Source organism: Tepidicaulis sp., assembly GCF_965222285.1.
Lineage (GTDB): Bacteria > Pseudomonadota > Alphaproteobacteria > Parvibaculales > Parvibaculaceae > Tepidicaulis.
The window spans coordinates 1,742,192-1,767,667 of record NZ_OZ244942.1; the positions used below are offsets into that span (position 1 = coordinate 1,742,192).

The following is a 25,476-nucleotide window of genomic DNA, read 5'->3' on the forward strand; positions in this document are numbered from 1 at the left end:
CCCGTCCTTCTTCGTCGTTATTCCTGTTCGATGCGGATAAGCAGCGGCTCGTCCACAACATCCTTATGTTTCGCCAGAAGCGCCATGGCCCGCTGCATCGTCATTTCATCCGTGTCATGCGTAATGAAGACGACAGGAAGACGGTTGTCCTCCTCGGGTATGGGATCCTTGCGCTGCACGATGCGCTCGATGGAAACTTCCGCTTCCGCGAGCGCCCGTGTGATTTCGGCCATGGAGCCTGCCCGGTCCACGGCGTGAACGCGCAGATAATAGGCCCCGGCATGATCGCTGATCGGTTTGTAGCTCGCCTCTTCCAGCATGGAGGCGGGAAGGCCGAACGGCTGAGCGATATTGCCGCGCGCCACATCGACGATATCGGCCACAACGGCAGAAGCCGTCGGCCCCTCGCCTGCGCCGCGCCCTTCCAGCATCACCGGGCCGACATGGCTGCCCACAACTTCAACCGCATTGAAGACGCCAGTAACGGCGGCAAGCGATGAGCTTTTACCCACCAGCGTCGGATGCACGCGCAGTTCCATGCGCTTGCCGTCGCGCTGAGCGATGCCCAGCAGGCGCACTTTGTAGCCGAAGTCGTCCGCCAGGCGAATGTCGAGCGGCGTCACGGTCTCCAGCCCTTCGACATAGACCTGATCGAAGTCGGGCAGCGTGCCGAAGGCAAGGCTCGCCAGAATGGTCAGCTTATGCGCAGCGTCGATGCCGCCGACATCGAAGCTCGGATCGGCTTCGGCATAGCCGAGCTTTTGCGCATCGGCGAGCACGTCTTCATATTCCCGGCCGGAGGTTTCCATCACGGTCAGGATGTAATTGCAGGTGCCGTTCAAAATCCCCGACACACGCTCGATACCGTTGGCCACCAGCCCTTCGCGCAGGGCCTTGATGATCGGCACGCCGCCGGCCACCGCCGCCTCGAATTGGAGTGCCACCTGGTTCTCTTCAGCCATGCGCGCGAGCGTCGTGCCGTGATGGGCGATCAGCGCCTTGTTTGCGGTAACGACATGTTTACCGGAGGCCAGCGCCTGCTCGACGGCCAGTTTCGCCGCCCCGTCGGACCCGCCGATCAGTTCGACGAAAACATCGCTGTCCGGATCAGCGGCCATGGCGACCGGATCGTCATACCAGCGGAAGGCATCGATATCGAAACCGCGGTCGTGCTGACGGTGACGCGCGCTCACCGCGACGATCTCGATCTTCCGCCCGCACAGCGCTTCGATACGCTTTGCTTCTTCGGTCAATACTTTAACGACACCGCCGCCCACGGTTCCGAGGCCGGCAATAGCAAGTTTCAGCGGCTCCTTCATACCTGACCTGCCCGTCCTTTCTCCTGCGCGCCTGAACCTGCATAGGTGACGACATTCGTATTGCGTTCGTACTCGGCCAGAATGCTGTCCGCATTGGCCATGAAGCGTTTCACATTGGCGGCGGCCTGGCGGATGCGCTGCTCGTTCTCCACGAGCCCGACACGCACATAGCCTTCCCCGTATTCGCCGAAACCGACGCCCGGCGCCACCGCCACATCCGCATGTTCCAGCAGCAGCGTTGCAAAAGTCAGCGCACCGTGCTCGCGGAATTTTTCCGGAATGGGTGCCCAGGCGAACATCGTGGCAGGCGGCGCGGGAATGTCCCAGCCGGCCCGGCCCATCGCCTCAACCAGCACATCGCGCCGGCCCTGATAGACGTTGCGAATGTCCTGAATGCAATCTTCCGGCCCATTGAGCGCGGCGGTTGCCGCCACCTGAATGGGCGTGAAGGCGCCATAGTCGAGATAGGATTTGATGCGGGTCAGCGCGCTGATCAGCTTTTCATTACCCACGGCAAAGCCCATGCGCCAGCCCGGCATCGCGAAGGTCTTGGAAAGCGAGGTGAACTCGACGGCGATGTCCTTGGCCCCCGGCACCTGCAGAAGCGAGGGCGGCGGCGCCGTGCCTTTGAAGTAGATTTCCGAGTAAGCCAGGTCCGAAATCAGAATGAGATCGTTCTTCTTCGCCAGATCCACCACTTCCCGGTAGAAATCGAGATCGGCCACATGGGCAGTCGGGTTCGAGGGATAGTTCAGCACCAGCGCAATGGGCTTGGGCACGGAATGCTTGATCGCCCGGTGCACCGCGCGCAGGAACTCCTCGCCCGGTTCCACCACCGGCATGTTGCGGATCACGCCGCCGCAAATGATGAAGCCGAAGGCATGGATCGGATAGGTCGGGTTCGGCACGATGATCACATCGCCCGGCGCGGTGATTGCCTGGGCAAGATTCGCCAGCCCCTCTTTCGAGCCCAGCGTCGCGATGATTTCCGTTTCCGGGTTCAGCGTCACCCCGAACCGGCGCTCGTAATAGGCTGCCTGAGCTCTGCGCAGGCCCGGAATGCCGCGCGAAGAAGAGTAGCGGTGCGTACGCGGGTTCTGCACCGTCTCGACCAGCTTATCGACAATGTGCTTCGGCGTCGGCATATCGGGATTGCCCATGCCGAAATCGATCACGTCGCAGCCTTCCGCGCGCTTTTTGGACCGGAGCCGGTTCACGACATCCAGCACGTAAGGCGGCAGACGCTTTATCCTGTAAAACTCTTCATCCATCTTCGGAAATCTCCCGGCATGCGGGTATGTTCTGGCGGGCCCTTATACCGCCAAATCAGGTCCCGGGCCATGCCGTAATCTGGGGAAACGCAAACTCCGGCTTCAGCGCACATAAACTGCGGAAACCGGGCCAAATCAAGGCGTTTTGTAAGGTTTGCCGCCTTATTCGATATAAATCTCGACCCGTCTGTTGCCTGCCTCACCGGCCGGCATGCTCTCATGATAGACGGGGCTGGCCTCGCCCTGGCTCTCGATGAGAATACGGGAAGGATCGATCCCCTGACGGGCAAGCTCGGCGGCTACCGCTTCGGCGCGGCGCGCGGCCACATCGAAATTGGCGAGTTTATGCCGGGCCAGCGGCAGATCGTTGGTGCGCGAGGAAGCATGGCCGACGACGCGCAGCGCCGTGCCATATTGGTCGAGCGCAGCTTTGACTTCGGCCAGATTGCTCCGGTCATCCTCGCTCAGGTCCGTCTTGCCATGGGCGAAATAGACCGTGAACGGCGCGGCTTCCGGCCCACCCTGGCTGGTAAAGGCAGCCGCACCGTCGATGATCTGCGTGTCGAGCGAGGCGCCGGGTCCGGGCGGCGGCAGCGCATTGAGCGCGTCCATATTCACCGTCACAGGCTCATCCTCGCCGCCCACAACCACGGTGCCGTGGGTCTGCTGGTAGCGCGAGGAGACCACACCGCCCGCCGCTTCCAGTGCTTCAGGCGAAAGCTGGGGCGCGGAGGAGCGCTCGAACTGCGTCGTCGAGTAAGTCTGCGTGCCCGGCTGGCTGACTGCTGGCGCCTGACGGTTTGCCAGCGACGGCGAGGTCGCGTTGGAAACCTCCCCTTCGATCGGCGCCATTTCGGTGCGCGGGTTGGCCGGCGCCCGGGAAGCAGACTGTGTGCCGGCGCGCGGCGGCACGGCGGCGCGGCGCTGCGGCTGAACCTGCGTCTGCGTACGGGCCTGAGTCTGAGTTTGGACCTGAGCAGGCTGCGGCGCGGGGGCGGCAGGCTGTGCGGTCTGCTGAGGCAGCGGCGTCGCTTCCTCGCGGGCGACATCTTCAACCGGCGTGGCGCGGGCATCGGCGGCGGCTTTCGCGGCCTCTTCCGGCGTCGGTTCGGATTGGGCGGTGCCATTCAGCGAGCGGCGGCCCCCGCGCGGCGGCGGCGGGATCACCCCTGCCGTATCGTTGCCGGCATCGCTCGCATTGGAACGGTCATCGCCGGCACTTTTCGGCAAGGAAGGCAGCGGCGTCGGCTCGGCAACACGCGGCGCGGATGCGGGCGGCTCGGTGCCACCCCGCAGCACTTCATCCGTATAGCGCGAGCGTTCCCGGTCCGCGGCCAGCCCTTCGGCAATGCGCTGGCGCTCGGCAGCCGAGGAAGTGTCCTGCGGGCGGTCCGGCACGTCCTGAATTTCCGGGAAATCCGAATCAGTGCTGGTCTGCTGGGCGGAGGCGGCGGCAGCTTCTTCATCCCCGTAAATAAGGCCGGGACGGGCCCAATCGGGGGCTGTCGAACAGGCGGCAAGCAGGCTGGCCATGGCGGCGGCGCTGAATGCAGCGCGCGCTGAGCGGCCTACGCGCTGCGTCATGCCGGGGCGCAGGCCCCGTTTTTCCGCGCCTTCCTTGTTCGAAAGCGTCAACCCGGTGTTCAGAAGGGCCATTAATCGCTCCTTTACAGGCGGATGCTGCCCGTGCCATTTCCTGAGACAAAGATGCCGGTCCAGTCCCTTCGAGTAAAGAGTCCCCCCAAACCGGCCAACTCAAGGGTATAGTATACAGCGTTTCCGAATTGCTAGGCCTGAGTTTGTTTATCTGGCTGAAATTCTTTGGAAACCGGCAGCCAGCGAAGTAACCCGGGTAGAGAATGCAAAGCCGTAACGGCAAAGACCGCCGCCCTCACGACGCCGAAAAGGGCAAAGACGCCGGAAAAGGCCCCGGAGAGCCGCAAGAGGACCCGTTTGGTGCCTCTCTTGGGGGCAGCCCGCAGAATCTGGGCGCAAACCTTCTGAAAGCCGCCATCGATTTCATGGAGCTGATGGCCGAGCGCGGGCGCACGGAGGACGGCAAGCCGCCGCAATCCGTGATGGAGATATTGGGGCCCGCCAGCGCCGCCCTTGCCGAAGCCTTCAAAAGCTACACGGTGGAGACCGCCCGCTGGGCCGTCGCCGAAGAGCGCCTGCGCCATGACTTCTCCGACGTCAGCGAATATGCCCTCAAGCGTATGGTGGGCCTTGCCGATGCCCCATTGATCGACACTTCGAAGGACAAGCGCTTCCGCCATCCCGCCTGGCGGGAAACCCCGCTTTTCGACATTCTGGCGCAGGGCTACCTGCTCTTTTCGCAATGGTTCATTAGCGTGGTGGACGCGGCGGAAGGCCTGAACCCGCACCGCCACGACATCGCCCGCTTCTATGCGCGCCAGATCGTGGACGCGCTTTCACCGTCCAATTTCCTTTTCACGAACCCTGAAGTCTTGCGCGCAACTGTCGAGAGTAACGGCAAAAATCTGGTCGACGGGCTGCAGAACCTGCGCGCCGATTTTGCCAATGGCAATTGGCGCCTGACCCAGACGGATATGAATGCCTTCGAGATCGGACGGAACATTGCCACGACCCCCGGCAAGGTCGTCTATCAGAATGATCTGATGCAGCTCATCCAGTACGATCCGGTGACCGAGGAGGTGCATCAGCGCCCGCTCGTCATCGTGCCGCCCTGGATCAACAAGTATTACATCCTCGATCTGACGGAAGAAAAATCCTTTATTAAGTGGGCGGTATCAAAGGGTTACACGGTTTTTGTCATTAGCTGGGTGAACCCGGACAAGAGCCTCTCCCATAAGACCTTCGAGGATTATATGCGCGAGGGCATCCTCGAAGCCCTCGACGCCGTGGAAAAGGCGACGGGCGAGCGCGACGTCAACATGATCGGCTATTGCATCGGCGGCACGCTGCTCTCCGCCACGCTAGCCTATATGGCCGCGAAGAAAGACAAGCGCGTCAAATCCGCAACCTTTTTCGCCACGCAGACGGATTTCACCGAAGCAGGCGATCTGAAAGTCTTTATCGACGAAACCCAGATAGACACCGTCAACAACCTGATGGGCGAGCGCGGCGGCATCCTGCCCGCCTCCGTTATGGCGCATACGTTCAACCTACTGCGCCCCAACGACCTCATCTGGAACTACGTGGTCGGCAATTATCTGATGGGCCGCACCCCGCAGCCTTTCGATCTTCTGTTCTGGAATGCGGACGCGACCCGCATGCCCCAGAAGATGCATCTGTTTTATCTGAGCGAGTGTTATCTGAAAAACGGCCTGGCCGAGGGAAGCATGGAGCTCGGCGGGGAAAAGCTCGACCTTTCCAAGGTCACCTGCCCCGTCTATCTGCAATCGAGCCGGGGAGATCACATCGCCCCCTACAAGTCGGTCTATAAGTCCGTGCATCTTTTCGGCGGCAAGGTGACCTTCACCCTGGCCGGCTCCGGCCATATTGCCGGCGTTATCAACCCGCCCGCCGCCAAGAAATATCAATATTGGGCGAATGCCGCGCTGCCGGAAACGGCGGAAGAATGGCTCGCGGGGGCGGCCGAGCATAAAGGCTCCTGGTGGCCGGATTGGGAACGCTGGCTGCGCAAGAAATCCGGCAAGAAGGTCCCCGCCCGCGTTCCGGGCAGCGGGAAGCTTAAGGTGATCGAAGAGGCGCCGGGCTCATATGTCCGGATCCATGCCAAGGATTGACCGGGACGTGGAACCCGACCCCTCGCGTTCTGCAAGGCGATAAGCGGATTATCCCTCTAGGGCTGCTTGGCCCCTCCCCCTAATCTCCGCGAACACCACACACCCGGCTGGAAAGAGGAGGCAGTTCTGGACACCGGCATTCTCTTGGTCGTCCTGGCGACCGCGCTGATGCATGCAAGCTGGAACGCCATGGTGCGCGCCTCGGGCGACAAGCTCGTCTCGCTCGCCAATATGACGGCGCTGACGGCGCTGATCGGCCTGCCGCTTGTCTTCTTCGTGCCGTGGCCCTCCAGGGAAGTCTGGGGACTGCTCGCCCTCACCACCCTTCTTCACACCGGCTACAAGGTCTTTCTCGTGCGCGCTTATGCCCATGGCGGGCTCGGCCATGTTTATCCCTTGGCCCGCGGCGGCGCACCGCTTCTGGTGGCAGGTGCGGGCTTCGTGCTTCTGGGCGAGACCATGTCCCCCGCCTCCCTTGCCGGCATGCTGCTCGTCACGCTCGGGATCATCTCGCTTGCCTTCCGCAAGAACGGCGGCACACAGGATGAAAAGCGCGCCACGCTCTATGCGCTCATCACGGCGGGCTTCATCGCTTCCTACACCACGGTGGACGGTATCGGCGCGCGGCTCGCCGAAACCTCCTTTGCCTATGTGGCCTGGCTCTTCGTGCTGGATGGGGCTGCCTTTACGGCGCTGGCGCTCTGGCGGCGCGGACCCAGCGCCGCCTGGAGCCCGGCAACACTTCTGCGCCAGGGCCTGCCGGGCGCGCTTCTTCAGGTCGTCGCCTATGCGCTGGTGCTCTGGGCCATGACGAAAGCACCGCTCGGCCTTGTCTCGGCGGTGCGGGAGACAAGCGTCGTCTTCGCCGCGCTCATCTCCTCGCTCATCTTAAAAGAAAAGCTGGGGCCCATGGCCGCCATCGCCGCCCTTGCCGTGGCAGCCGGGGTCATCCTGATCGAAGGCTAAGCAGCTTATTCAAGTCCCAGCGCCTCATCGACGCCGGCCATGATGTTGAGGCATTGCACCGCTTGGCCCGAGGCGCCCTTGCCCAGATTGTCGAGCTGGGCGACAAGCCGCGCCTGCCCCGTCTTCTCATTGGCGAAGACAAAGAGCTTCATCCGGTTCGTGCCGTTGAGGTCTTCCGGATCGAGATTGGCAAGGCCGGCGCTTTCTTCCAGCGAGGCAACTTCGACGAAATGCGCGCCCTCATAAGCCGCCGACAGCGTCTCATGAATGGCGCCAACTTCCGGCTTGCCCGGCAGCGCCCAAAGCTGCAGCGGCATTTCCACCAGCATGCCCTTGTAATAGCGCCCGACGGCGGGCGAAAAGAGCGGCGGATGTGCAAGGCCCGTATAGGTCTGCATCTCCGGCACATGCTTATGAGCGATCGTCAGCCCGTAAAGCCGGAAAGGCTGGCGGGAATAGTTCTCGCCCGCCTCATCCTCGAATTCGGAAATCGTGCCCTTGCCGCCGCCCGAATAACCGGAAACGGCATTGATCGTCACCGGCCAGTCCTTTGGCAGGAGCCCGGCCTCGATGAGCGGCCGGGTCAGCGCGATCATGCCCGTCGGGTAACAGCCCGGGTTGGAAACCCGCTTGGCACCGGAAATGAGCTGACGCTGTTCGGGCGCCATTTCAGGAAAACCGTATACCCAATCGGGATCGACCCGGTAGGCGGTGCTCGCATCGATCACGCCCACATCCGGGTTCTCGATCAGCGAAACCGCTTCGCGCGAGGCATCGTCCGGCAGACAGAGAATGGCGAAATCCGCTTCGTTCAGCTTCTGCGCCCGGGCCTCCCGGTCTTTGCGCCGGTCCGGATCGATCTGCAACAGGTCGATATCCGCGCGCGCGGCCAGACGCTCACGGATCTGGAGCCCCGTCGTTCCCGCCTCGCCATCGATATAGACCTTAATCATTCCGGCCTCACTAAAATAATAAACTCAGTAAAGAAATGCGTTTCTACAGGAATATTTACCGCAAACTCAAGAACTCGGAAAGCTAGGCACCGCTAGCAATTAATTAAAATTCGAGAACCAAGTCTTAAGAGTGCCTGTGAATACTGCGGACAAATGTAATGCCTTATCGGGCATTAACACCCTCAACACAGGTGTTCTCCCCCATGTCGACAAGATCCGCATCCTTGCTCTCCGTTGCTTTCGCAGTAATGGAGCGCACGTTCAAGAACTTTTCCATTTCCTTGCGCATTGCCAGCCTTGTGGGGCTGGCGCTCGCTGGCCTGACGGTCATCTCCATCACCTATTTCGCCGGCAACGCCGCGCTGAATGCCGCCGAAGCCCAGCGCAGTGAAGCCGAAACGCTTCTCGTCCTTGTCGGTGACATTGAAAGCGGCGCGCTGCGCATGCGCCGCCGCGAGAAAGATTTTCTGCTGCGGATGGATGAAACCTATCTGGCAAAATACGAAAAGGATGCAGAGCGCGTAGCAAACGCACTCACGCAGGTGCAGGCCCTTGAAATCGCCGGCGACCTTGAAGCACCGCTCGCCAAATTGCGCGAGACCCTGCCCGCGCACCGGCAGAAGATGGCCGAGGTCGGCGCGCTTTATAAAGAAGTCGGTCTTTCCGAAGAACTGGGCCTCAGCGGCCAGCTGCGCAAGGCGGTGCACGAGGTCGAGGAAAAACTCGATGCCGCCAATCTCGACGCGCTCACCGTCAAGATGCTGATGATGCGCCGCCATGAGAAAGACTTCATGCTGCGCGGCGATGACAAATATATCGGCCGGGTCGATGAACGGCGCAAAGAATTCGACAGCCTTATTCAAAGCTCGTCCCTCTTTCCTGCCGAGCGCAAACGCATCGGCGCGCTGATGGATACTTATCAGCAGAGTTTCAAAGCCTATGCCGCTGCTGTGAAAAAAGCCGAAGCCGGTGTCGCCGAACTTTCCGACATCTATGCCGTCATGGAACCGGAATTCGATGCGCTATTCGCCATGGGCCGCGCGCTTTCAGAAAAAGCGATCGAGGACGGGCACAGCGTGCAGAGCACGGTCTCCACATTGATGATCGCCGTCTTGGGCCTGACGGTACTTGGCGTGGCGCTGTCGAGCCTCTTTGTGGCGGTCGGCATTTCGCGGCCCATCAACAAGATCACCGGCGCCATGAGCAAACTGGCCGAGGGTGACAAGTCCATCGCCATTCCCGCTCTAGATAGAGGCGATGAAATCGGCGCCATGGCAAAAGCCATGGAAGTATTTAAACAGAACGCCATCGAGGCCGAGCGCCTGGCGCTCGAACAGGCCGAAGAACAGAAGAAACGGGCCGAGCGCGCCGAGGTCATTCAAAAGATCAGCGCAAGCTTTGAAGACTCCGTGAAGCAGGTACTGGAAAACCTTGCAGGGTCCGTCACTATCATGCGCTCAAGCTCGGGCGAGCTGACCGCGCTTGCCGGTGAAACGAGCCGCAAATCGGGCGATGTCACCCATGCCGCTGACGCCGCCGCTGCCAATGTACAGATGGTGGCAAGCGCCACGGAAGAACTGTCGAGCTCGATCTCTGAAATCTCCCGTCAGGTGACCTCCACCCGTGATATCTCGGCGCAGGCGATCACCCGGGCCGAAAGCGCGGCGGAGACGGTGACGCGTCTTTCGGAAGCTGCCCAGCAGATCAACGATGTCGTGACCATGATCAACGACATTGCCAATCAGACGAACCTCCTCGCGCTCAACGCCACGATCGAAGCGGCGCGCGCGGGCGAAGCCGGCAAAGGCTTTGCGGTCGTCGCCTCGGAAGTCAAAACGCTGGCGGGCCAGACCGCCAAGGCGACGGAAGGCATTACCGGCCAGATCGCCGCGATGCAGGAAGCCACTTCCGCCACGGTCGAGGCGATCAAGCATATCACCGATATCATCACCGAAATCGGTCAGGGTACGACGGGCGTTGCCTCCGCCATCGAGGAACAGACCGCCGCCACCCAGGAAATTTCCCGCAACGTGCAGGAAGTCGCCAATGGCGTACAGGGCGTGACGGACAATATGGCGGATGTGAACACGGCAACGCAGGAAACCGGCACCGCCGCGCAGAACGTCTCGAGCGCTGCCGAGGATGTGTCCGGCCAGTCCACCATTCTGGATACGGAAGTCAAAGACTTCCTCTCCAAACTGGCAGCCGCTTAGAGCAGGCAGCAGAGCAACAAAAAGGGCGGCCTCTCGGGGCCGCCCTTTTCGTATCCGGTAATGGCGCACTTAACGCTTGGAGAACTGGAAGCTCCGGCGGGCTTTCGCGCGGCCGTATTTCTTACGTTCCACAACGCGGCTGTCGCGGGTGAGGAAGCCATGCTTCTTCAGGACAGCGCGCAGGCCCGGCTCGTAATAGGTCAGCGCGCGGGAAAGACCATGGCGGATCGCCCCGGCCTGGCCCGACAGGCCGCCGCCGGTCACGGTCGCCATGATGTCGAACTGGTTTTCGCGGCCAGCCACGGTGAGCGGCTGGTTGATCACCATGCGCAGCACGGGACGGGCGAAATAGCGCTCGAATTCCTTACCGTTGATGACGATGCGGCCGGAGCCCGGCTTCACCCACACACGAGCGATGGCGTCTTTCCGGCGGCCCGTGGCGTAGGAACGGCCCTGGGCGTCGATCTTCGGCTCGGCCTGAACGGCAGCTTCGGCGGCAGCGCCGTCATTGCCCAGCGCGCCTTTGAGATCCTCAAGAGTGGTGCGTTCTTCTGTCATAGCTTACGCACTCCGCGTGTTCTTGGGGTTGAGGGAAGCGATGTCGAGCTTCGCAGGCTTTTGAGCCTCATGCGGGTGCTCGGAACCGCCATAGACATGCAGGTTGGAGAACTGCCGGCGCGAAAGCGGGCCGCCCGGAAGCATGCGTTTCACGGCAAGCTCGATCACCCGGTTGGGGTGGTCGCCGCCCAGAACTTTTTCCGGCGTGGTTTCCTTGATACCGCCGGGATGGCCCGTGTGGCGGTAATACACCTTGTCCGTCAATTTGCGGCCCGTCAGAGCCACTTTGTCGGCATTGATGACAATCACGTTGTCGCCGCAGTCGATATGCGGGGTGAAGGTCGGCTTGTGTTTGCCGCGCAGACGCATCGCGATGATGGACGCCAAACGCCCAAGCACCAGCCCTTCGGCGTCGATAAGCACCCAGTTTTTCTCGACTTCTGCGGTTTTGGCTGAATAGGTCTTCATGCTCAATCCCAGTCAAATCGCTTCAAGCAGGGGCGTCATGCCCCGTTTGAGCCGCTTTCTATGGGAGGCGGGCCGGACAGTCAACGGAAATCGGCCTGAAAAAGCGCGTAAATGCAGCAACTTAAAGAAGCGGTATTATAATACCGTGTTTATGACTTTTCCGGGGGAATGGAATAGGTCACCTGGGCGTGGGCGGCGGGCCGCCCCTCCTCGCCTTCCGACCAGATCGTCACATCCCCGACCGCCAGGCGCTGGCCAAGCTTCATGATCCGCGCTTCCGCCAGAAGGTCGCCGGGCGCGGGTTTGCGCATGAAATTGATGGTGAGATTGGTCGTCACCGCCAGCGCCACCTTACCGATATGAGCCAGAATGGCGGCATACATGGCGTGATCGGCGAGCCCCATCATGGCCGGGCCGGAAATCGTGCCGCCCGGGCGCAAATTGCGCTCGGCAAAGGAAAGGCGCAGCCGCGCGCGCATCGGCCCGACTTCCTCCGTGCGCGTGCCGCGCTCGCCCTCCTGCATTTGCGGAAAAACCTCCGCCAGATAGGCATCGACCTCCGCGGCGCTCATCACCGGCTTTGTCGCTCTTGTCATTTTTACCCCTTTTGCCGCTCAGCCCTTTGCATAAACAACACCTGACGCCAGGCCGCGCGGACACTATCATGGCCGAAACGGAAAAAGGGAGACGGGAAATGAGCGAAGCTGCAAAGGCGCCGGAAACGGCCATGCCGGTTCTGCTGCGCGAGGATAAAGGCGCTATCGCCACCTTGACCCTCAACCGCCCCAAAGCCCGCAACAGTCTTTCCGAGGAACTAATGCAGGCTGTGCTCGGCGAGGTGGAGAAGATCGGCGCCGACCCGGATCTCAAGGTCATCATCCTGAAAGCCAATGGGCCGGGCTTTTGCGCCGGCCATGACTTAAAGGAACTGACCGCCGCCCGCACGGAAGGCGACAAAGGCCGGGCCTATTACACCCGCATCATGAAGCTCTGCAGCCGGATGATGCAGGCCATCGTGCAATGCCCGAAGCCGGTCATCGCGCAGGTGCACGGCATTGCGACGGCGGCAGGCTGCCAGCTCGTCGCCTCCTGCGATCTGGCCATTGCCGCCCATGAAGCGAAGTTTGCCACGCCCGGCGTCAATATCGGTCTTTTCTGCTCGACGCCCATGGTCGCCCTGTCGCGCAATGTAACGCGCAAGCACGCGATGGAAATGCTGCTTCTGGGCGAAATGATCGACGCGGCGCGCGCCGCCGAATTCGGTCTGATCAACCGCGCCGTCTCAGCAGACACCCTGGAAGCGGAAGTCGAAAAAATGGCGGCGACCATTGCCGCCAAATCGCGCCTCACGGTCGAGATCGGCAAGACCGCTTTTTACGAACAGCTCGAAAAGCGCCTGGGCGATGCCTATGACTATGCAAGCGACGTGATGGTGCACAACATGCTCGCGCACGATGCCGAAGAAGGCATCGGCGCCTTCATCGAAAAACGCGACCCCGTTTGGGAAAACAGATAAGCGCCGGAACGAAACCGCCTTAAAAAACACGCGAGCCCCCATGTCCGAGACTTCTTACACGAGCGACTATCTCGCCGGGATTTTGAAATCCGCAAAGACCATCGCCATGGTCGGCGCGTCGCCGAAATCCATCCGCCCGAGTTATATCGTGATGAAGTACCTTCAAAAGAAAGGCTACCGCGTCATTCCGGTCAATCCGGGCGTGGCGGGCCAGGAAATTCTGGGCGAGAAAGTCTATGCCTCGCTGAGCGATATTCCGGAGAAGGTGGATATGGTCGATATTTTCCGCTCGAGCGAGGCGGCCGGTCCCATTGTCGATGAAGCCATCGCCATCGGCGCGAGTTCCGTCTGGATGCAGATCGGCGTCATCAATCCGGAGGCCGCCGCAAAAGCGGAAGCGGCCGGCCTTAAAACCGTGATGGACCGGTGCCCGAAAATCGAATACTCCCGCCTTTCAGGCGAGGCCGGTTGGATGGGCATCAATTCCAATCTGGTCAGCACACGCAGACAGCACCTGCTTTAAATCAACGTCCATAAGCGCGGCACCCGCGCAATAAATAATGGGGAGTCTTCCATGCCGGAGTACAGTTTCGACACTCTTTCCATCCATGCCGGCGCCAAGCCGGACCCGGCCACGGGCGCGCGCACAACACCCATCTATCAGACGACCTCCTTCGTCTTCGACGACGTGGACCATGCCGCAAGCCTCTTCAACCTGCAGCAATTCGGCAATATCTATACGCGCATCACGAACCCGACGACGGCGGTTCTGGAAGAACGCGTGGCGGCGCTGGAAGGCGGCGCGGCAGGTCTTGCCACGGCCTCCGGCCACGGCGCGCAGCTCCTGATCTTCCACACGCTGCTGCAGCCCGGCGATCACTTCGTTGCCTGCAAGAAACTCTATGGCGGCTCCATCACGCAGTTCAGCCAGTCCTTCCAGAAATTCGACTGGCATGTGGACTGGGCCGAAACGCCGGATGCCGACGGCATCAAGGCCGCGATCACGCCGAAGACGAAAGCCGTCTTCATCGAAAGCCTCGCCAATCCGGGCGGTGTCATCATGGATATCGAAGCGATCGCCAAGGTCGCTCATGACGCGGGCGTGCCGCTTATCGTCGATAATACCCTGGCCTCGCCCTATCTCTGCCAGCCGATCAAGCACGGCGCGGATATCGTCGTTCATTCAGCAACGAAATTCCTCGGCGGGCATGGTAACTCGATGGGCGGCATCATCGTCGATGCGGGCACGTTCGACTGGTCGGCCAGCGACAAATACCCGAGCCTCTCGCAGCCCAACGAGGCCTATCACGGCATGAAGCTGCATGAGACCTTCGGCAATATCGCCTTCGCCATCACCTGCCGGGTGATCGGCCTGCGCGATCTCGGCCCCGCCATCTCGCCCTTCAATTCCTTCATGCTGATCACCGGCATCGAAACCCTGCCGCTGCGCATGCAGCGCCATTCGGAAAACGCGCTGAAAGTCGCCGAGTTTCTGGAAAGCCACAAGGAAGTAAGCTGGGTGTCTTATGCGGGCCTGAAGAACAGCGCCTATTACGATGCCCACCAGAAATATTGCCCGAAGGGTGCCGGCGCGGTGTTCACCTTCGGCGTGAAAGGCGGCTATGAGGCAGGCGTCAAACTCGTCAACGGCATCGAGCTTTTCAGCCACCTTGCCAATGTCGGCGACACGCGCAGCCTGATCATCCACCCCGCCTCCACCACGCACCGCCAGCTCAATGAAGCGCAGCAGGAAGCGGCGGGCGCCGGGCCGGACGTGATCCGTCTGTCCGTGGGGCTCGAAGATGCAAGCGACCTCATCGCCGATCTCGACAAGGCGCTGAAAGCCTAGCCGCCCGCAACACCGTCATGCCCCGCTTTATGCGGGGCATGACGTTTTCTATAAACTGGAAAACCCTACCGCCGCGCGCTCAGATGCAGGTGGAGCAGCGCCGCGCCGAGCACCAGCATCGCGCCGCCCTGATGGATCACTCCGAGGGGAATGGGCACGACGGCCAGCAGCGTCCAGATACCGAGCACCACCTGCAGCAAAATAGCCGCCATCAAAAGATGCCCGCTCAGCTTCACCGCGCGCGGCGCGCTCTTCAGCGTGAAAAGGTGATAAAGCGCAAACGCGGTGATCGCATAAGCCACCATGCGGTGATCGAACTGCACGGTGATGTGGTTCTCGAAGAAATTCACCCACCAGGGCGACAGGTCGAAAAGCCCGCGCGGGATGATCCGGTCATCCATGAGCGGCCAGGTATTATAGGCATGCCCTGCCCGCAGCCCCGCCACGAAACCGCCCAGCAGCACCTGACAGAAGATGGCGCCCGTGAGCACCGCCGCGCGCTTTGCGGTCCCGGTCCAGGTCAGCGCCTGGCCGAGCGTGCCGCGCAGAAGATCGAGCGCCACCCAGAAAATGTAAGCGGCAATGACAAAGGCAAGGCCCAGATGCGCGGTCAGCCGGTATTGACTCACATCCACCCGGTCCACGAGCCCGCTCATCACCATGTACCAGCCAAGCGCGCCCTGCAGCCCGCCCAGCACGAACATGGCCGCAAGCTTCGGCACCAGCTGGCGCTCGACGCGCTTCGTTGCCAGGAAGAAAACGAACGGCACGAAGAACGCAAAGCCGATGAAGCGGCCGAGGAACCTGTGTCCCCATTCCCACCAATAGATGTATTGGAACTCGGCCAGGCTCATGCCTTTGTTGACGAGCTGATATTCGGGGATCTGCCGGTACTTCTCGAATTCCTCCAGCCAATGCTCTTCGGAAAGCGGCGGGATGGCGCCCATGACCGGCTTCCACTCGGTAATCGAAAGGCCGGATTCGGTCAGCCGCGTCGCCCCGCCCACAATCACCATGCAAAAGATCAGCGCCGCCACCGTGAAAAGCCAATAGGCAATGGGCCGGCGGGCGGCAATCTGCCGGGCTGTGGGCCCGTTATGGGGAAGGACGGCATCGCTCATGGCACCGGAAATAGCGCGATCGGGCCGAACCAACAAGAAAAAGCGGCCTGAAACGGCCCGCCTCCGCCTGTGACCCGATGGCGCAGTTTCCCGCGCTGAGGCTGGCCACCCTCCCCCGGAAATGCCATATACGGGGAAAGCTTGCGGCCCCATCCGGGGACCCAGCGAATGCCAGCTAACGAAAGACCGTCATGCCCGCTTCTTCTTCCCGGCTGCCCATGCGCCTTAGAAAACTGATCGGCACCTTTTTGCTGGTGGCCTGGATCATCGCCTACACGGTGCTGGCGGTCACGCTGGGCACGGCCTCTTTCTTCCCGCAGCATGTGGCCGTGCTGCTTGTCTATTACGTCGTGGCGGGCATCGCCTGGATCTTCCCCGTGCGCTACTTGCTCGCCTGGATGCAAAAGCCGGACACCCCCGCCTAAGCGCTGCTTGCACGCCCGCCGCCGCTTCTGCCACTCTGCCCGCAATCAACAACGACCCGGCGGCAAGCCGGCAACAGGGGCAAGGGCATATGCGCATCGCAATCGAGAACGGCCATCTCTTCGACACGGAGACGTTGGATTTTACCGGCGAAGCAACACTCGTCCTCGAAGACGGGGTGATCGCCGGTATTGGCGAAAAAGCCGCCTCCGCCGATCTGCGCATCAACGCCAACGGGCAATACGTCATGCCGGGTCTCATCGACGCGCATATCCACCTGCGTCTTGCGACCATGGATTTCCGCAAACTCGCCGCCTGGTCGGAAGTCGAGTTCGGCCTGCATATGGCACGGCTTGCGCGCGAAACGCTGGAGCGCGGCTTTACCAGCGTGCGCGATATTGGCGGCGAGGTGGAAGGCATCATCCGCGCCATTTCAAGCGGCCTGCTGGAGGGCCCGCGCATCACCCGCGCCGGACGCATGATCTCTCAGACAGGCGGCCATGGGGATGCGGAAGGCGGCGCCCGGCCCGTGCCGGATTGCGCCTGCCAGATGCGCCATACCGCTTTCGGTATTGTCGCCGACGGCGCGGATGCGGTGCGCAAAGCCGCCCGGCACAATCTGCGCGACGGCTCCGACTTTCTGAAAATCCATGTCTCAGGCGGTGTGGCAACGCCAAGCGATCCCTTGGAATGCACCCAGTACACGGCGGAGGAAATCGCCGCCGCCGTCACCGAAGCGCGCAATCGCCACACCTACGTGGCCGCCCATGCCTATACGCCGGACGCTATCAAGCTTGCGGTGGCAAACGGTGTTCATTCCATCGAGCATGGCAATCTCATCGACAAGGAAGCCGCGGAAGCCGTCGCCAAAGCCGGCGCGGTCATGGTCCCCACGCTTGCCACCTATGAAGCGATGTTCGAATTCGGCGCGGCGCTGAAACTGCCCGCCCGCAACCGGGAAAAGAACAAGGCGGTTTACGACGCAGGCCTTGCCTCACTGGAAATCGCGCGGGAAGCCGGTGTCACGCTCGGCTTCGGCACCGATCTTATCGGAGAAACGCAGAACCGGCAGAACCGGGAATTCGCCATCCGCGCGGAAGTGGAACCGGCGCGCGACATCCTGCGCGCGGTTTATCACGTCAATCCGGCGCTCTGCCGGCTGGAGGGGAAAGCGGGCACGCTCGCGCCCGGCGCCTTTGGCGATGTCGTCATCGCCCGGCGGAACCCTTGCGAGGACATCCGGCATCTGGCCGATGCCGCCGTCTTCTCGCACATCATCAAAGACGGCAAGCCGGTAACCCGGCCTGGCGCCTGAGATACAGGGTAATCAGTCGAGCCGGCCGAAGCTGATGAAATTCAGCGCCAGAACGGCAACCAGGAAAATCGCAATAGCGTAAATCGCAACCATAGCGGCAGGCCCTTTCGGAGTTGATGCTGGCCCTTGGCATAATCAGCTTCGCGCCGGAAGGCAAGGCCTCCAAAAGAAAACCGGCCCTGGGAGCTCCCAGAGCCGGCTTCAAATGGTCGGAGCGGCCGGATTTGAACCGACGACCCCTTGTCCCCCAGACAAGTGCGCTACCGGGCTGCGCTACGCTCCGTCATTCCGGTAAGGGCTTAAGGGCAAAGACGGCCTCAAGCGGGGCGGACTATAGGGATGTGGCCTTGATCCGGCAATAGCTCTTTGGACCGAAAAAAGGCAAATATTCCAAATTAGTAGGTTTCCGTTTCCGCGTCCGGCACCCGCGCCTCTTCCAGCGCATCGCGCAGTTTTTCAAGGCGCAGCGCGATTGCCTCCAGCTCCTTGCGGGCCTTCAGGGAAAGCGGGGAATTGTCGTTGGCTTCCTCGGCAAGATCCTCCTCGCCGCCGTTCTGCCGCTCCACGGTCTCACGGGCGAGCTCGGCAATCGTGCCGTCTACATTGCCCCGCCCGGCCTCGGCGACGAAGCGCCCGCCCTGCTCGCGGAAGACTTTCTGCACGCCTTTGATCGTATAGCCGTCATTGTAAAGAAGCGCGCGCACGCCGCGCAGCAGGTCCACATCTTCCGGGCGGTAATAGCGCCGCCCGCCGCCGCGCTTCAGCGGCTTGATCTGGGTGAATTTGCTTTCCCAAAAGCGCAGCACATGCTGCGGCACGTCCAATTCGGCGGCCACTTCACTGATGGTTCGAAACGCTTCCGGCGATTTTTGATGCAAAGACACGCCTTAATTCTCGATTCTCATTTCCAGTAAACGGGCCCGGCAATGGGGCCGGAACTGGACCCGGCAGGTGCGAGGAAACCTAGTCCGCCGCTTCACCAGCCTGGGCGCGCAGCGCGCTCATGGCCTTGTTGATTCGCTCTTTGAGCACATGGCTCGGACGGAAAACCAGAACCCGGCGCGGCTTGATCGGCACTTCTTCCTCGGTCTTGGGATTGCGGCCCATGCGCCCGCCCTTCTGCCGGACGGAAAACGATCCGAACGATGACAGCTTCACCGTTTCTCCGTTCGCCAGACAGTCGGAGACTTCCTTCAATACGGATTCCACGAGGTCCGCCGACTCGTTACGAGACAGACCAACTTCCTGATAAACCGATTCACTCAGTTGCGCCCGCGTTACCGTCCGCGTCATGGCGTCCTGCTCCCTCGTTTGATAATGGGCTTATTTGATCACCAAAAAGCAGCCAATATCAAGGAGATAGTGAAGCTTCTTCAAGCAAGGTTATGTTGGATTTTAAACTTACCAGCGAACCAGCGCGGAGCCCCAGGTAAAACCGCCGCCCATTGCCTCGAGCAGCACCAGATCGCCGCGCTTGATGCGCCCGTCTTTTACCGCAGCGTCTAGCGCGAGCGGCACGGACGCGGCAGAGGTGTTGCCCTGTTCACCGACCGTGATGACGACCTTTTCCGGCGCCAGGCCGATTCGCTTGGCCGTCGCGTCGAGAATGCGTTTATTCGCCTGATGCGGCACGAACCAGTCGATATCGTCGGCGGTGAGCCCCGTTGCCGCGAGCGCTTCTTCGATGGCTTCGGCGATGTTCACGACCGCATGACGGAAGACCTCCCGCCCCTCCATGCGCACGTGGCCGACGGTGCAGGTCGAGCCCGGCCCGCCATCCACGTAGAGCTTTTCCTTATAGCGCCCGTCGGAATGGAGATGGGCGGTCAGCACCCCCCTGTCATCCCGCGTGCCGGGCTGCTCTTCGGCTTTCAGAACGATGGCGCCCGCCCCGTCCCCGAAAAGGACGCAGGTGCCCCGGTCGTCCCAGTCGAGAAGCCGCGAGAAGGTTTCTGCGCCGATCACCAAAATCGCGCGGGCCTGGCCCATGGCGATGAAATTATTCGCTACCGCAACCGCATAAACGAAGCCGGAGCAGACCGCCTGCACGTCGAAAGCTGCGCCGTGATGCATGCCGAGCCCGGCCTGCACCGCCGTTGCCGTCGCCGGAAAGGTGTTGTCCGGGGTGGTCGTCGCCAGAATGATCATATCTACATCGTCCGCGCTCATGCCTGCATCTTCCAGGGCCTTGCGGGAGGCGGCGAGCGCCAGATCGGAGGTTTTCTCGTCATCGGCGGCGATATGGCGGCGGTGAATGCCCGTGCGCTCCACGATCCATTCGTCGCTCGTATCCACCATTTTAGCGAGATCCGCGTTGGTCAGGACCTTTTCGGGAAGAAAGGACCCGCACCCGGCAACGACACTTCGAATAACACTCACGATACTGCGGCCTCTTCCCGTTCGGCAGCTTCCGACAAATCTCCGGCAAGCTGCACCAACACATCCATATCCGTTGCAATTTTCCGCACGAGATCGGCGGCGGCCACATCGAGCGCCACATCGATGGCGGAAGCAAAGCCGAGCCCGTCCGTGCCGCCATGGCTTTTCACGACAAGCCCATTGAGCCCGAGAAAGACCCCGCCATTGACGTTGCGCGGGTCCATCTTGTCGCGCAGCGTGCGGAACACGCTATGGGCGAAGAGATAGCCGATCTTGGCGAAGAAAGAGCGCTCGATGCCCTCGCGCAGATAATGCGCCACTTGCCGGGCCGTGCCTTCCGCCGTCTTCAGCGCGATATTGCCGGTAAAGCCGTCCGTCACCACCACATCGACAGTGCCTTTGCCGATATCGTCACCTTCCACGAAACCGTGGAAATCGATGGGCAGATCGAGATCGCGCAGGATCTGCGCAGCGGCCTTCACCGATTCCGTGCCTTTGACTTCTTCCTCGCCGATATTCAGCAAGCCGACCGTCGGGCGCTCCACACCGAAAATGACGCGCGCATAAGCCTCGCCCATCACCGCGAATTGCACGAGCTGCTTGGCATCCGGGCCGATCGTCGCGCCGAGATCGAGCACGATGCTCTCGCCCTTGATCGTCGGCCAGAGACCGGCAATGGCGGGCCGTTCGATATTCGGCATGGTGCGCAGAATCACTTTGGCCATGGCCATGAGCGCGCCGGTATTTCCGGCGGAGACGGCAACTTGCGCCCGGCCCTCTTTCACCGCGTCGATCGCCATCCACATGCTGGAGGTTTTACGCCCGCGCCGCAGCGCCTGTGAGGGCTTGTCGTCCATGCCCACGGCCACTTCGGTATGCACAAACTCGCTTGCGCCGGCCACCCGCGGATTGGCATCCAGCAAGGGTTTGACCTTGGCCTCATCCCCGAAAATCAAAAAACGGATATTGGGATGGCGGATATGCGCGGCCTCGGCCCCTTCGATCACGACCTCGGGCCCGCTGTCCCCTCCCATACCGTCCAGGGCGATGGTTATTTCGCGCATCACGGTTGCTTTGCCTCCGTCCCCTCAAAACTGTGCCGGCGGGCGCAAGGGCGCACGCGGCGCCCCGAACATAAACCCTAACAGGCCAGACTCAACCGTATTATATGCTTGAATTTTTTCGATTAATCGTCTTGACGGCGCAACTTGGCAAGAACTGCAAAGGGATTGTCCTCGCGTTTTCCGTCCGTTTTGCCGTCATCTTCAACCACAGGACTAAATTCCGCATCTCCCTTACGCGGATAGGGATTGATGGCGAGGCTGAGATGTTCGGTGACCAGTTCACCCACATCGATTCCCCCCTCATCAAGCGGGTCAGGATCGTGGGCATCGTCGAGATCGACATGGATTTCGGCCTGCGGATTGACCGGCGTCATCTCGCTTTCAGGCAAGAAATAGGCTTCGAATGCGTCCGCCACTTTGTCCTTAACCGGCTCCAGCGTCACAACGCAGCTTTGCGTGACCTCGGCGGTAAAGTGCCCGCGCACGGACACACCGCTCTTGCGCCAGGGTTTGACTTCCGCTTCCGCTTTGAAGGTATCGAGCGAGATAAGCCCCAAGCGCTTGGCAAGCGCGGCGCGTTCCTTCTCATCGGCTTCCAGCTTCACCCGCACGCCTTTGGAGGGAAGATCCTGAACCTCGAGACGGTAACTGAATTCAGGCGCGCGGCTCATAGCGTCTCCTTTGCCGTTTCGCTGCCAGTATCGGTCAAGGCAGGCGCCGCGCCGAAATCCGCCGTGCCAGCCATCAGCGCGTCGATGGGCTGAGCCTCCAATTCCTCATAGACCCGGCGCACATAAGCGGCGAGCGCGCCAAGTTGGCGTTCATTCGCCCCGCCTTCAGGAAAGACGTTGCGGGAAAGCGCGGCGCGCAGCGCGTCTTCATCGCCGCTTTTCAGCGCGTCGCGGTATGCGGCGCTGCGCCCGTAAAAGGCGGCGGCCATGGTCTTGATTTTCTTGCCGACGGAAAGGTCGCCGACGCCCATCTCGCGCAAGGACTGGTCCATATCGGCAAAGAGCAGATCGAACAGCGCCTGCGCCTGGCGCGCCGCGGCCTCGCCCTTGCCGCTCAGCCGGTTCACCAGCAAGAAAACATGCAGCACGATCATGTCGAAGCGCCCATCCAGCGTATCGGGCACCGCAAAGTCGCGGTAGAAGCCGGGCTGGCGCGCCTGCGCCACGGCGGCGGCATAAAGATCATGAACGCTTTGCTCGTCCGCGTTCTGTTTGAACCAGCGTTTCCAGAACATGCATACTCCTTGGAACCGGGCATCAATGGGGAGCCAGGGCATCCAGCACAGGAACGAGGCTCCTTGGCCTGAATGCGAGGGGCTCTGCCCCTGCCCGCTCCCGTCTTCTATACCGGACGGCGCCGGGAAGAAAGAGCCTGCCTTTTTGGCGGCTGCCCGTGTTAAAAGTTGAATTTAGCCGCCGCTCCCGGTAGGTCAACGGGGGCAGCGGTCGCCCTTTTAGGGCATAAACCGCAGATTCGAAGGAGTTCAGGCCTGATGCAGTCCGCTTTTCTCCCCCTTCGCCGCACCGTGCGGCGGAAGATTTTTACGCCGCTTCTGGTTGCCATGCCGCTGGCTTTCAGCCTGGCGGCCTGCTCGCCGGTGATCGAGGAGCGCGGCTACAAGGCGGAACCGGGAGACCTGGAGCAGCTCAAGCCCGGCGACAGCAAGACCGAGGTCGAAGCCCTGCTCGGCTCGCCCTCCACAGCCGCCATTATCGACAATGAGGCCTGGTTCTATATCTCCTCCAAGGTCGAGAAATATCTTTTCTACGAACCCGAGGAGATCGACCGCACCGTTGTCGCCGTCTATTTCGACGAGCAGGAAGCGGTAGAGGAAGTCGCTTATTACACGCTGGAAGACGGGCGGATCATCAATCTGGTGGACCGTAAGACGCCGACCCGCGGCAAGCAGCTCACCATCCTCGGCGAGATTTTCGGCAATCTGGGCCGCTTCAACCGGCCGGGCGGCAGCAGCGCCGTGCCGACACCGGGGCGCCGCCGCTAAGCCAAGCGCCGCACACGGACCGGACACGGACATGCAGACATGAAAAACCCCGCGAAGCCGGCTTCGCGGGGTTTTCCTTTGTCAGCCGCAGAGCTTAGCCATGCGCCAAAATGGCGAGCAGCAGAAGCGCCACGATGTTCGTGATCTTGATCATCGGGTTGACGGCAGGACCGGCCGTATCCTTGTAAGGATCGCCGACCGTATCGCCCGTCACGGCCGCCTTGTGAGCTTCCGAGCCCTTGCCGCCATGATTGCCGTCTTCGATATATTTCTTGGCATTGTCCCATGCCCCGCCGCCGGCGGTCATGGAAAGCGCCACGAAAAGACCGGTGACGATCACCCCGAGCAGCATCGCGCCGAGCGCCGAGAAAGCCGCGGACTTATCCGCGATCTGCAGCACCACGAAGTAAAGCACGATGGGTGAGAGAACCGGCAGCAAGGATGGCACCACCATTTCCTTGATCGCCGCTTTCGTCAGAAGGTCCACAGCAGCCGAATAGTCCGGCTTTTCCGTCCCCTGCATGATGCCGGGTTTGGCGCGGAACTGACGGCGCACTTCTTCCACGATGGCACCGCCTGCGCGGCCGACCGCCATCATGCCCATGGCCCCGAAGAGATAGGGCAACAGGCCGCCGACGAAGAGCCCGACCACGACATAAGGATTGGAAAGCGAGAAATTCGCATCCACTCCGGCGAAGTAAGGATAGGTCTCCGCGTTATTCGTGAAGAAAGTCAGGTCCTGCGTGTAAGCCGCAAAGAGCACCAGCGCGCCGAGACCGGCCGAACCGATGGCATAGCCCTTCGTCACGGCTTTCGTGGTGTTGCCCACGGCATCGAGCGCGTCGGTCGTGTTGCGCACATCCTCGGGCAGCTCCGCCATTTCCGCGATGCCGCCGGCATTATCCGTCACCGGACCGAAGGCATCGAGCGCCACGACCATCCCGGCAAGCGCCAGCATCGTCGTCACGGCAATGGCAATGCCGAAGAGGCCGGCAAGGCTGTAGGTCACAACGATCCCGACCACGATGACGAGGGCGGGAAGCGCCGTAGCTTCCATGGAAACGGCCAGACCCTGAATGACATTCGTGCCATGGCCCGTCTCGGAAGACTTGGCGATGGACCGCACCGGGCGGAAATTCACGCCAGTATAATATTCCGTGATCCAGATGATCAGGCCGGTAATCACGAGGCCAGCCACACCGCAAATATAAAGATCCATGCCGGTAAAGTTGCCGGTGCTGGTCTCAAACGCGGTGCCCATGCCGAGCACATGATCGGTCACGAAATAAAGCGCCACGAGCGACAGCACGGCCGAGGCCACGAAGCCCTTATAGAGCGCGCCCATGATGTTCTGGCTGGAGCCCAGACGGACGAAGAAAGTGCCGATGATCGAGGTGATGATGCAGGTGCCGCCGATCGCCAGCGGATAAACCATCATGTCACCGGCGCCCGCACCGACAAAGAAGATCGAGGCCAGCACCATGGTGGCCACCACGGTCACGGCATAGGTCTCGAACAAGTCGGCGGCCATGCCGGCGCAGTCGCCCACATTGTCGCCCACGTTATCGGCGATGGTTGCCGGGTTGCGCGGATCGTCTTCGGGAATGCCTGCTTCCACCTTGCCCACAAGGTCGCCGCCGACATCCGCACCCTTGGTGAAGATACCGCCGCCGAGACGGGCGAAGATCGAAATCAGCGAAGCGCCGAAGCCGAGCGCCACCAGCGCGTCCACCACGTCGCGGCTCGAAGCGTCATAGCCCAACTGCACGGTCAGTATCGAGTAATAGACAGCAACCGACAAAAGCGCGAGCCCTGCCACCAGCATGCCCGTCACGGCGCCCGACTTGAAGGCGATGGAAAGACCCGCCGCCAGAGACGTGCTTGCCGCCTGCGTGGTGCGCACATTCGCACGGACCGATACGAGCATCCCGATATAACCGGCAGCGCCCGACAGAATGGCGCCGATGGCAAAGCCGATCGCGGCAAGCCAAGAAAGCTGCCATGCAGCCAGCGCGAAAATCACTACACCCACCATCGCAATGGTAGTGTACTGACGATTGAGATATGCAGACGCGCCCTCCTGAATGGCGCCTGCGATTTCCTGCATCCGTTCATTACCAGGATCGGATGCCATCACGGAACGAATTGCCCAAAGGCCGTACACGATGGCCAGGACACCGCACCCGATGATAGCCCATAAAGCCGTGCTCATAGGATTGTCCTTATTGTTGCCTATTACTGTACGGGGAATACGCATCGCAGACAGACATAGAATCAGTCTGCGCCCCCTCTCTCCTCACAATGGAAAGGACCATG

General features: G+C 61.4%; 24 protein-coding genes and 1 tRNA gene. 9 read left to right on the plus strand and 16 right to left on the minus strand.

From position 1 onward, the window contains the following. Nucleotides 1–17: 17 nt before the first annotated feature. From ACOQOT_RS08225 to ACOQOT_RS08235, 3 genes are all read right to left on the minus strand, one after another. The gene (locus ACOQOT_RS08225) at nt 18–1,319 is read right to left on the minus strand and encodes a homoserine dehydrogenase (protein ID WP_420561846.1); all 1,302 of its coding nucleotides are present in this window, start codon (nt 1,317–1,319) and stop codon (nt 18–20) included. Continuing rightward, the gene (locus tag ACOQOT_RS08230; protein ID WP_420561847.1) at nt 1,316–2,590 is read right to left on the minus strand and encodes an LL-diaminopimelate aminotransferase; all 1,275 of its coding nucleotides are present in this window, start codon (nt 2,588–2,590) and stop codon (nt 1,316–1,318) included. Before ACOQOT_RS08230 ends, ACOQOT_RS08225 begins: the two co-directional genes overlap by 4 nt. Before the next feature lie 162 nt (nt 2,591–2,752). After that, nucleotides 2,753–4,246, minus strand: a complete 1,494-nt coding sequence (locus ACOQOT_RS08235; RefSeq protein WP_420561848.1) for an OmpA family protein — start codon at nt 4,244–4,246, stop codon at nt 2,753–2,755. A 203-nt stretch (nt 4,247–4,449) separates the two neighbouring features. On the opposite strand from ACOQOT_RS08235, the gene ACOQOT_RS08240 reads away from it, so the two are divergent. Then, nucleotides 4,450–6,321, plus strand: coding sequence for a PHA/PHB synthase family protein (locus tag ACOQOT_RS08240; protein WP_420561849.1), 1,872 nt, complete (start codon nt 4,450–4,452; stop codon nt 6,319–6,321). A gap of 144 nt (nt 6,322–6,465) precedes the next feature. After that, complete coding sequence (locus ACOQOT_RS08245; RefSeq protein WP_420561850.1) at nt 6,466–7,287, plus strand: EamA family transporter; 822 nt, start codon at nt 6,466–6,468, stop codon at nt 7,285–7,287. 5 nt (nt 7,288–7,292) lie between these two features. Here the strand turns inward: ACOQOT_RS08245 and argC are convergent, their stop codons facing one another. Further along, nucleotides 7,293–8,240 (minus strand): N-acetyl-gamma-glutamyl-phosphate reductase, encoded by a 948-nt coding sequence (gene argC, locus ACOQOT_RS08250; protein ID WP_420561851.1) that lies wholly within the window; start codon nt 8,238–8,240, stop codon nt 7,293–7,295. Between the two features lie 203 nt (nt 8,241–8,443). Here argC and ACOQOT_RS08255 point away from each other — a divergent pair, with 203 nt between their 5' ends. Next, on the plus strand, nt 8,444–10,453 hold the full coding sequence (locus ACOQOT_RS08255; RefSeq protein ID WP_420561852.1) for a methyl-accepting chemotaxis protein: 2,010 nt from the start codon (nt 8,444–8,446) through the stop codon (nt 10,451–10,453). Between the two features lie 69 nt (nt 10,454–10,522). Here the strand turns inward: ACOQOT_RS08255 and rpsI are convergent, their stop codons facing one another. The 3 genes from rpsI to ACOQOT_RS08270 all read right to left on the minus strand — a co-directional run bounded on the left by rpsI (nt 10,523) and on the right by ACOQOT_RS08270 (nt 12,075). After that, complete coding sequence (gene rpsI / locus ACOQOT_RS08260) at nt 10,523–11,011, minus strand: 30S ribosomal protein S9 (RefSeq protein WP_045442755.1); 489 nt, start codon at nt 11,009–11,011, stop codon at nt 10,523–10,525. 3 nt (nt 11,012–11,014) lie between these two features. Further along, entirely contained in the window at nt 11,015–11,479 is a 465-nt protein-coding gene (gene rplM, locus ACOQOT_RS08265) for a 50S ribosomal protein L13 (protein ID WP_045442758.1), read from the minus strand. A 149-nt stretch (nt 11,480–11,628) separates the two neighbouring features. Further along, complete coding sequence (locus tag ACOQOT_RS08270) at nt 11,629–12,075, minus strand: PaaI family thioesterase (protein ID WP_420561853.1); 447 nt, start codon at nt 12,073–12,075, stop codon at nt 11,629–11,631. 98 nt (nt 12,076–12,173) lie between these two features. Here ACOQOT_RS08270 and ACOQOT_RS08275 point away from each other — a divergent pair, with 98 nt between their 5' ends. Genes ACOQOT_RS08275 through ACOQOT_RS08285 form a run of 3 tightly spaced genes read left to right on the plus strand, consistent with a single transcriptional unit; the run spans nt 12,174 to nt 14,844 of the window. Next, nucleotides 12,174–12,995 (plus strand): enoyl-CoA hydratase, encoded by an 822-nt coding sequence (locus tag ACOQOT_RS08275; protein ID WP_420561854.1) that lies wholly within the window; start codon nt 12,174–12,176, stop codon nt 12,993–12,995. A 40-nt stretch (nt 12,996–13,035) separates the two neighbouring features. Beyond that, entirely contained in the window at nt 13,036–13,518 is a 483-nt protein-coding gene (locus ACOQOT_RS08280) for a CoA-binding protein (protein WP_420561855.1), read from the plus strand. A gap of 51 nt (nt 13,519–13,569) precedes the next feature. Next, nucleotides 13,570–14,844 (plus strand): O-acetylhomoserine aminocarboxypropyltransferase, encoded by a 1,275-nt coding sequence (locus ACOQOT_RS08285; protein WP_420561856.1) that lies wholly within the window; start codon nt 13,570–13,572, stop codon nt 14,842–14,844. A gap of 65 nt (nt 14,845–14,909) precedes the next feature. Here the strand turns inward: ACOQOT_RS08285 and ACOQOT_RS08290 are convergent, their stop codons facing one another. Continuing rightward, nucleotides 14,910–15,965, minus strand: coding sequence for a COX15/CtaA family protein (locus tag ACOQOT_RS08290; RefSeq protein WP_420561857.1), 1,056 nt, complete (start codon nt 15,963–15,965; stop codon nt 14,910–14,912). Between the two features lie 191 nt (nt 15,966–16,156). On the opposite strand from ACOQOT_RS08290, the gene ACOQOT_RS08295 reads away from it, so the two are divergent. Both ACOQOT_RS08295 and ACOQOT_RS08300 read left to right on the plus strand, forming a co-directional pair. Continuing rightward, a complete protein-coding gene (locus ACOQOT_RS08295; protein ID WP_420561858.1) occupies nt 16,157–16,390 on the plus strand; it encodes a DUF2842 domain-containing protein in 234 nt (77 codons plus the stop codon). An 89-nt stretch (nt 16,391–16,479) separates the two neighbouring features. Next, on the plus strand, nt 16,480–17,703 hold the full coding sequence (locus ACOQOT_RS08300) for an amidohydrolase family protein (protein ID WP_420561859.1): 1,224 nt from the start codon (nt 16,480–16,482) through the stop codon (nt 17,701–17,703). Between the two features lie 206 nt (nt 17,704–17,909). Here ACOQOT_RS08300 and ACOQOT_RS08305 read toward each other — a convergent pair. The 7 genes from ACOQOT_RS08305 to ACOQOT_RS08335 all read right to left on the minus strand — a co-directional run bounded on the left by ACOQOT_RS08305 (nt 17,910) and on the right by ACOQOT_RS08335 (nt 22,392). Continuing rightward, nucleotides 17,910–17,986: transfer RNA gene (locus ACOQOT_RS08305), tRNA-Pro, on the minus strand. Between the two features lie 112 nt (nt 17,987–18,098). Next, complete coding sequence (locus tag ACOQOT_RS08310) at nt 18,099–18,587, minus strand: MerR family transcriptional regulator (RefSeq protein ID WP_420561860.1); 489 nt, start codon at nt 18,585–18,587, stop codon at nt 18,099–18,101. 79 nt (nt 18,588–18,666) lie between these two features. Further along, on the minus strand, nt 18,667–18,996 hold the full coding sequence (locus tag ACOQOT_RS08315) for an integration host factor subunit alpha (protein ID WP_420561861.1): 330 nt from the start codon (nt 18,994–18,996) through the stop codon (nt 18,667–18,669). 108 nt (nt 18,997–19,104) lie between these two features. Further along, nucleotides 19,105–20,082 carry a beta-ketoacyl-ACP synthase III gene (locus ACOQOT_RS08320; protein WP_420561862.1) on the minus strand — a complete coding sequence of 326 codons (978 nt, stop codon included), beginning with the start codon at nt 20,080–20,082 and terminating at the stop codon, nt 19,105–19,107. Further along, nucleotides 20,079–21,149, minus strand: a complete 1,071-nt coding sequence (plsX, locus tag ACOQOT_RS08325) for a phosphate acyltransferase PlsX (RefSeq protein ID WP_420561863.1) — start codon at nt 21,147–21,149, stop codon at nt 20,079–20,081. The genes ACOQOT_RS08320 and plsX overlap by 4 nt, the downstream gene beginning before the upstream one ends. A 119-nt stretch (nt 21,150–21,268) precedes the next feature. Beyond that, entirely contained in the window at nt 21,269–21,817 is a 549-nt protein-coding gene (locus ACOQOT_RS08330; protein ID WP_420561864.1) for a YceD family protein, read from the minus strand. Continuing rightward, nucleotides 21,814–22,392 carry a ubiquinol-cytochrome C chaperone family protein gene (locus ACOQOT_RS08335; RefSeq protein ID WP_420561865.1) on the minus strand — a complete coding sequence of 193 codons (579 nt, stop codon included), beginning with the start codon at nt 22,390–22,392 and terminating at the stop codon, nt 21,814–21,816. The genes ACOQOT_RS08330 and ACOQOT_RS08335 overlap by 4 nt, the downstream gene beginning before the upstream one ends. A gap of 258 nt (nt 22,393–22,650) precedes the next feature. Here ACOQOT_RS08335 and ACOQOT_RS08340 point away from each other — a divergent pair, with 258 nt between their 5' ends. Further along, nucleotides 22,651–23,160: an outer membrane protein assembly factor BamE gene (locus tag ACOQOT_RS08340; protein ID WP_420561866.1), complete on the plus strand. Its 510-nt coding sequence runs from the start codon at nt 22,651–22,653 to the stop codon at nt 23,158–23,160. A 94-nt stretch (nt 23,161–23,254) separates the two neighbouring features. Here the strand turns inward: ACOQOT_RS08340 and ACOQOT_RS08345 are convergent, their stop codons facing one another. Continuing rightward, nucleotides 23,255–25,372: a sodium-translocating pyrophosphatase gene (locus ACOQOT_RS08345; RefSeq protein ID WP_420561867.1), complete on the minus strand. Its 2,118-nt coding sequence runs from the start codon at nt 25,370–25,372 to the stop codon at nt 23,255–23,257. Between the last annotated feature and the right edge of the window lie 104 nt (nt 25,373–25,476).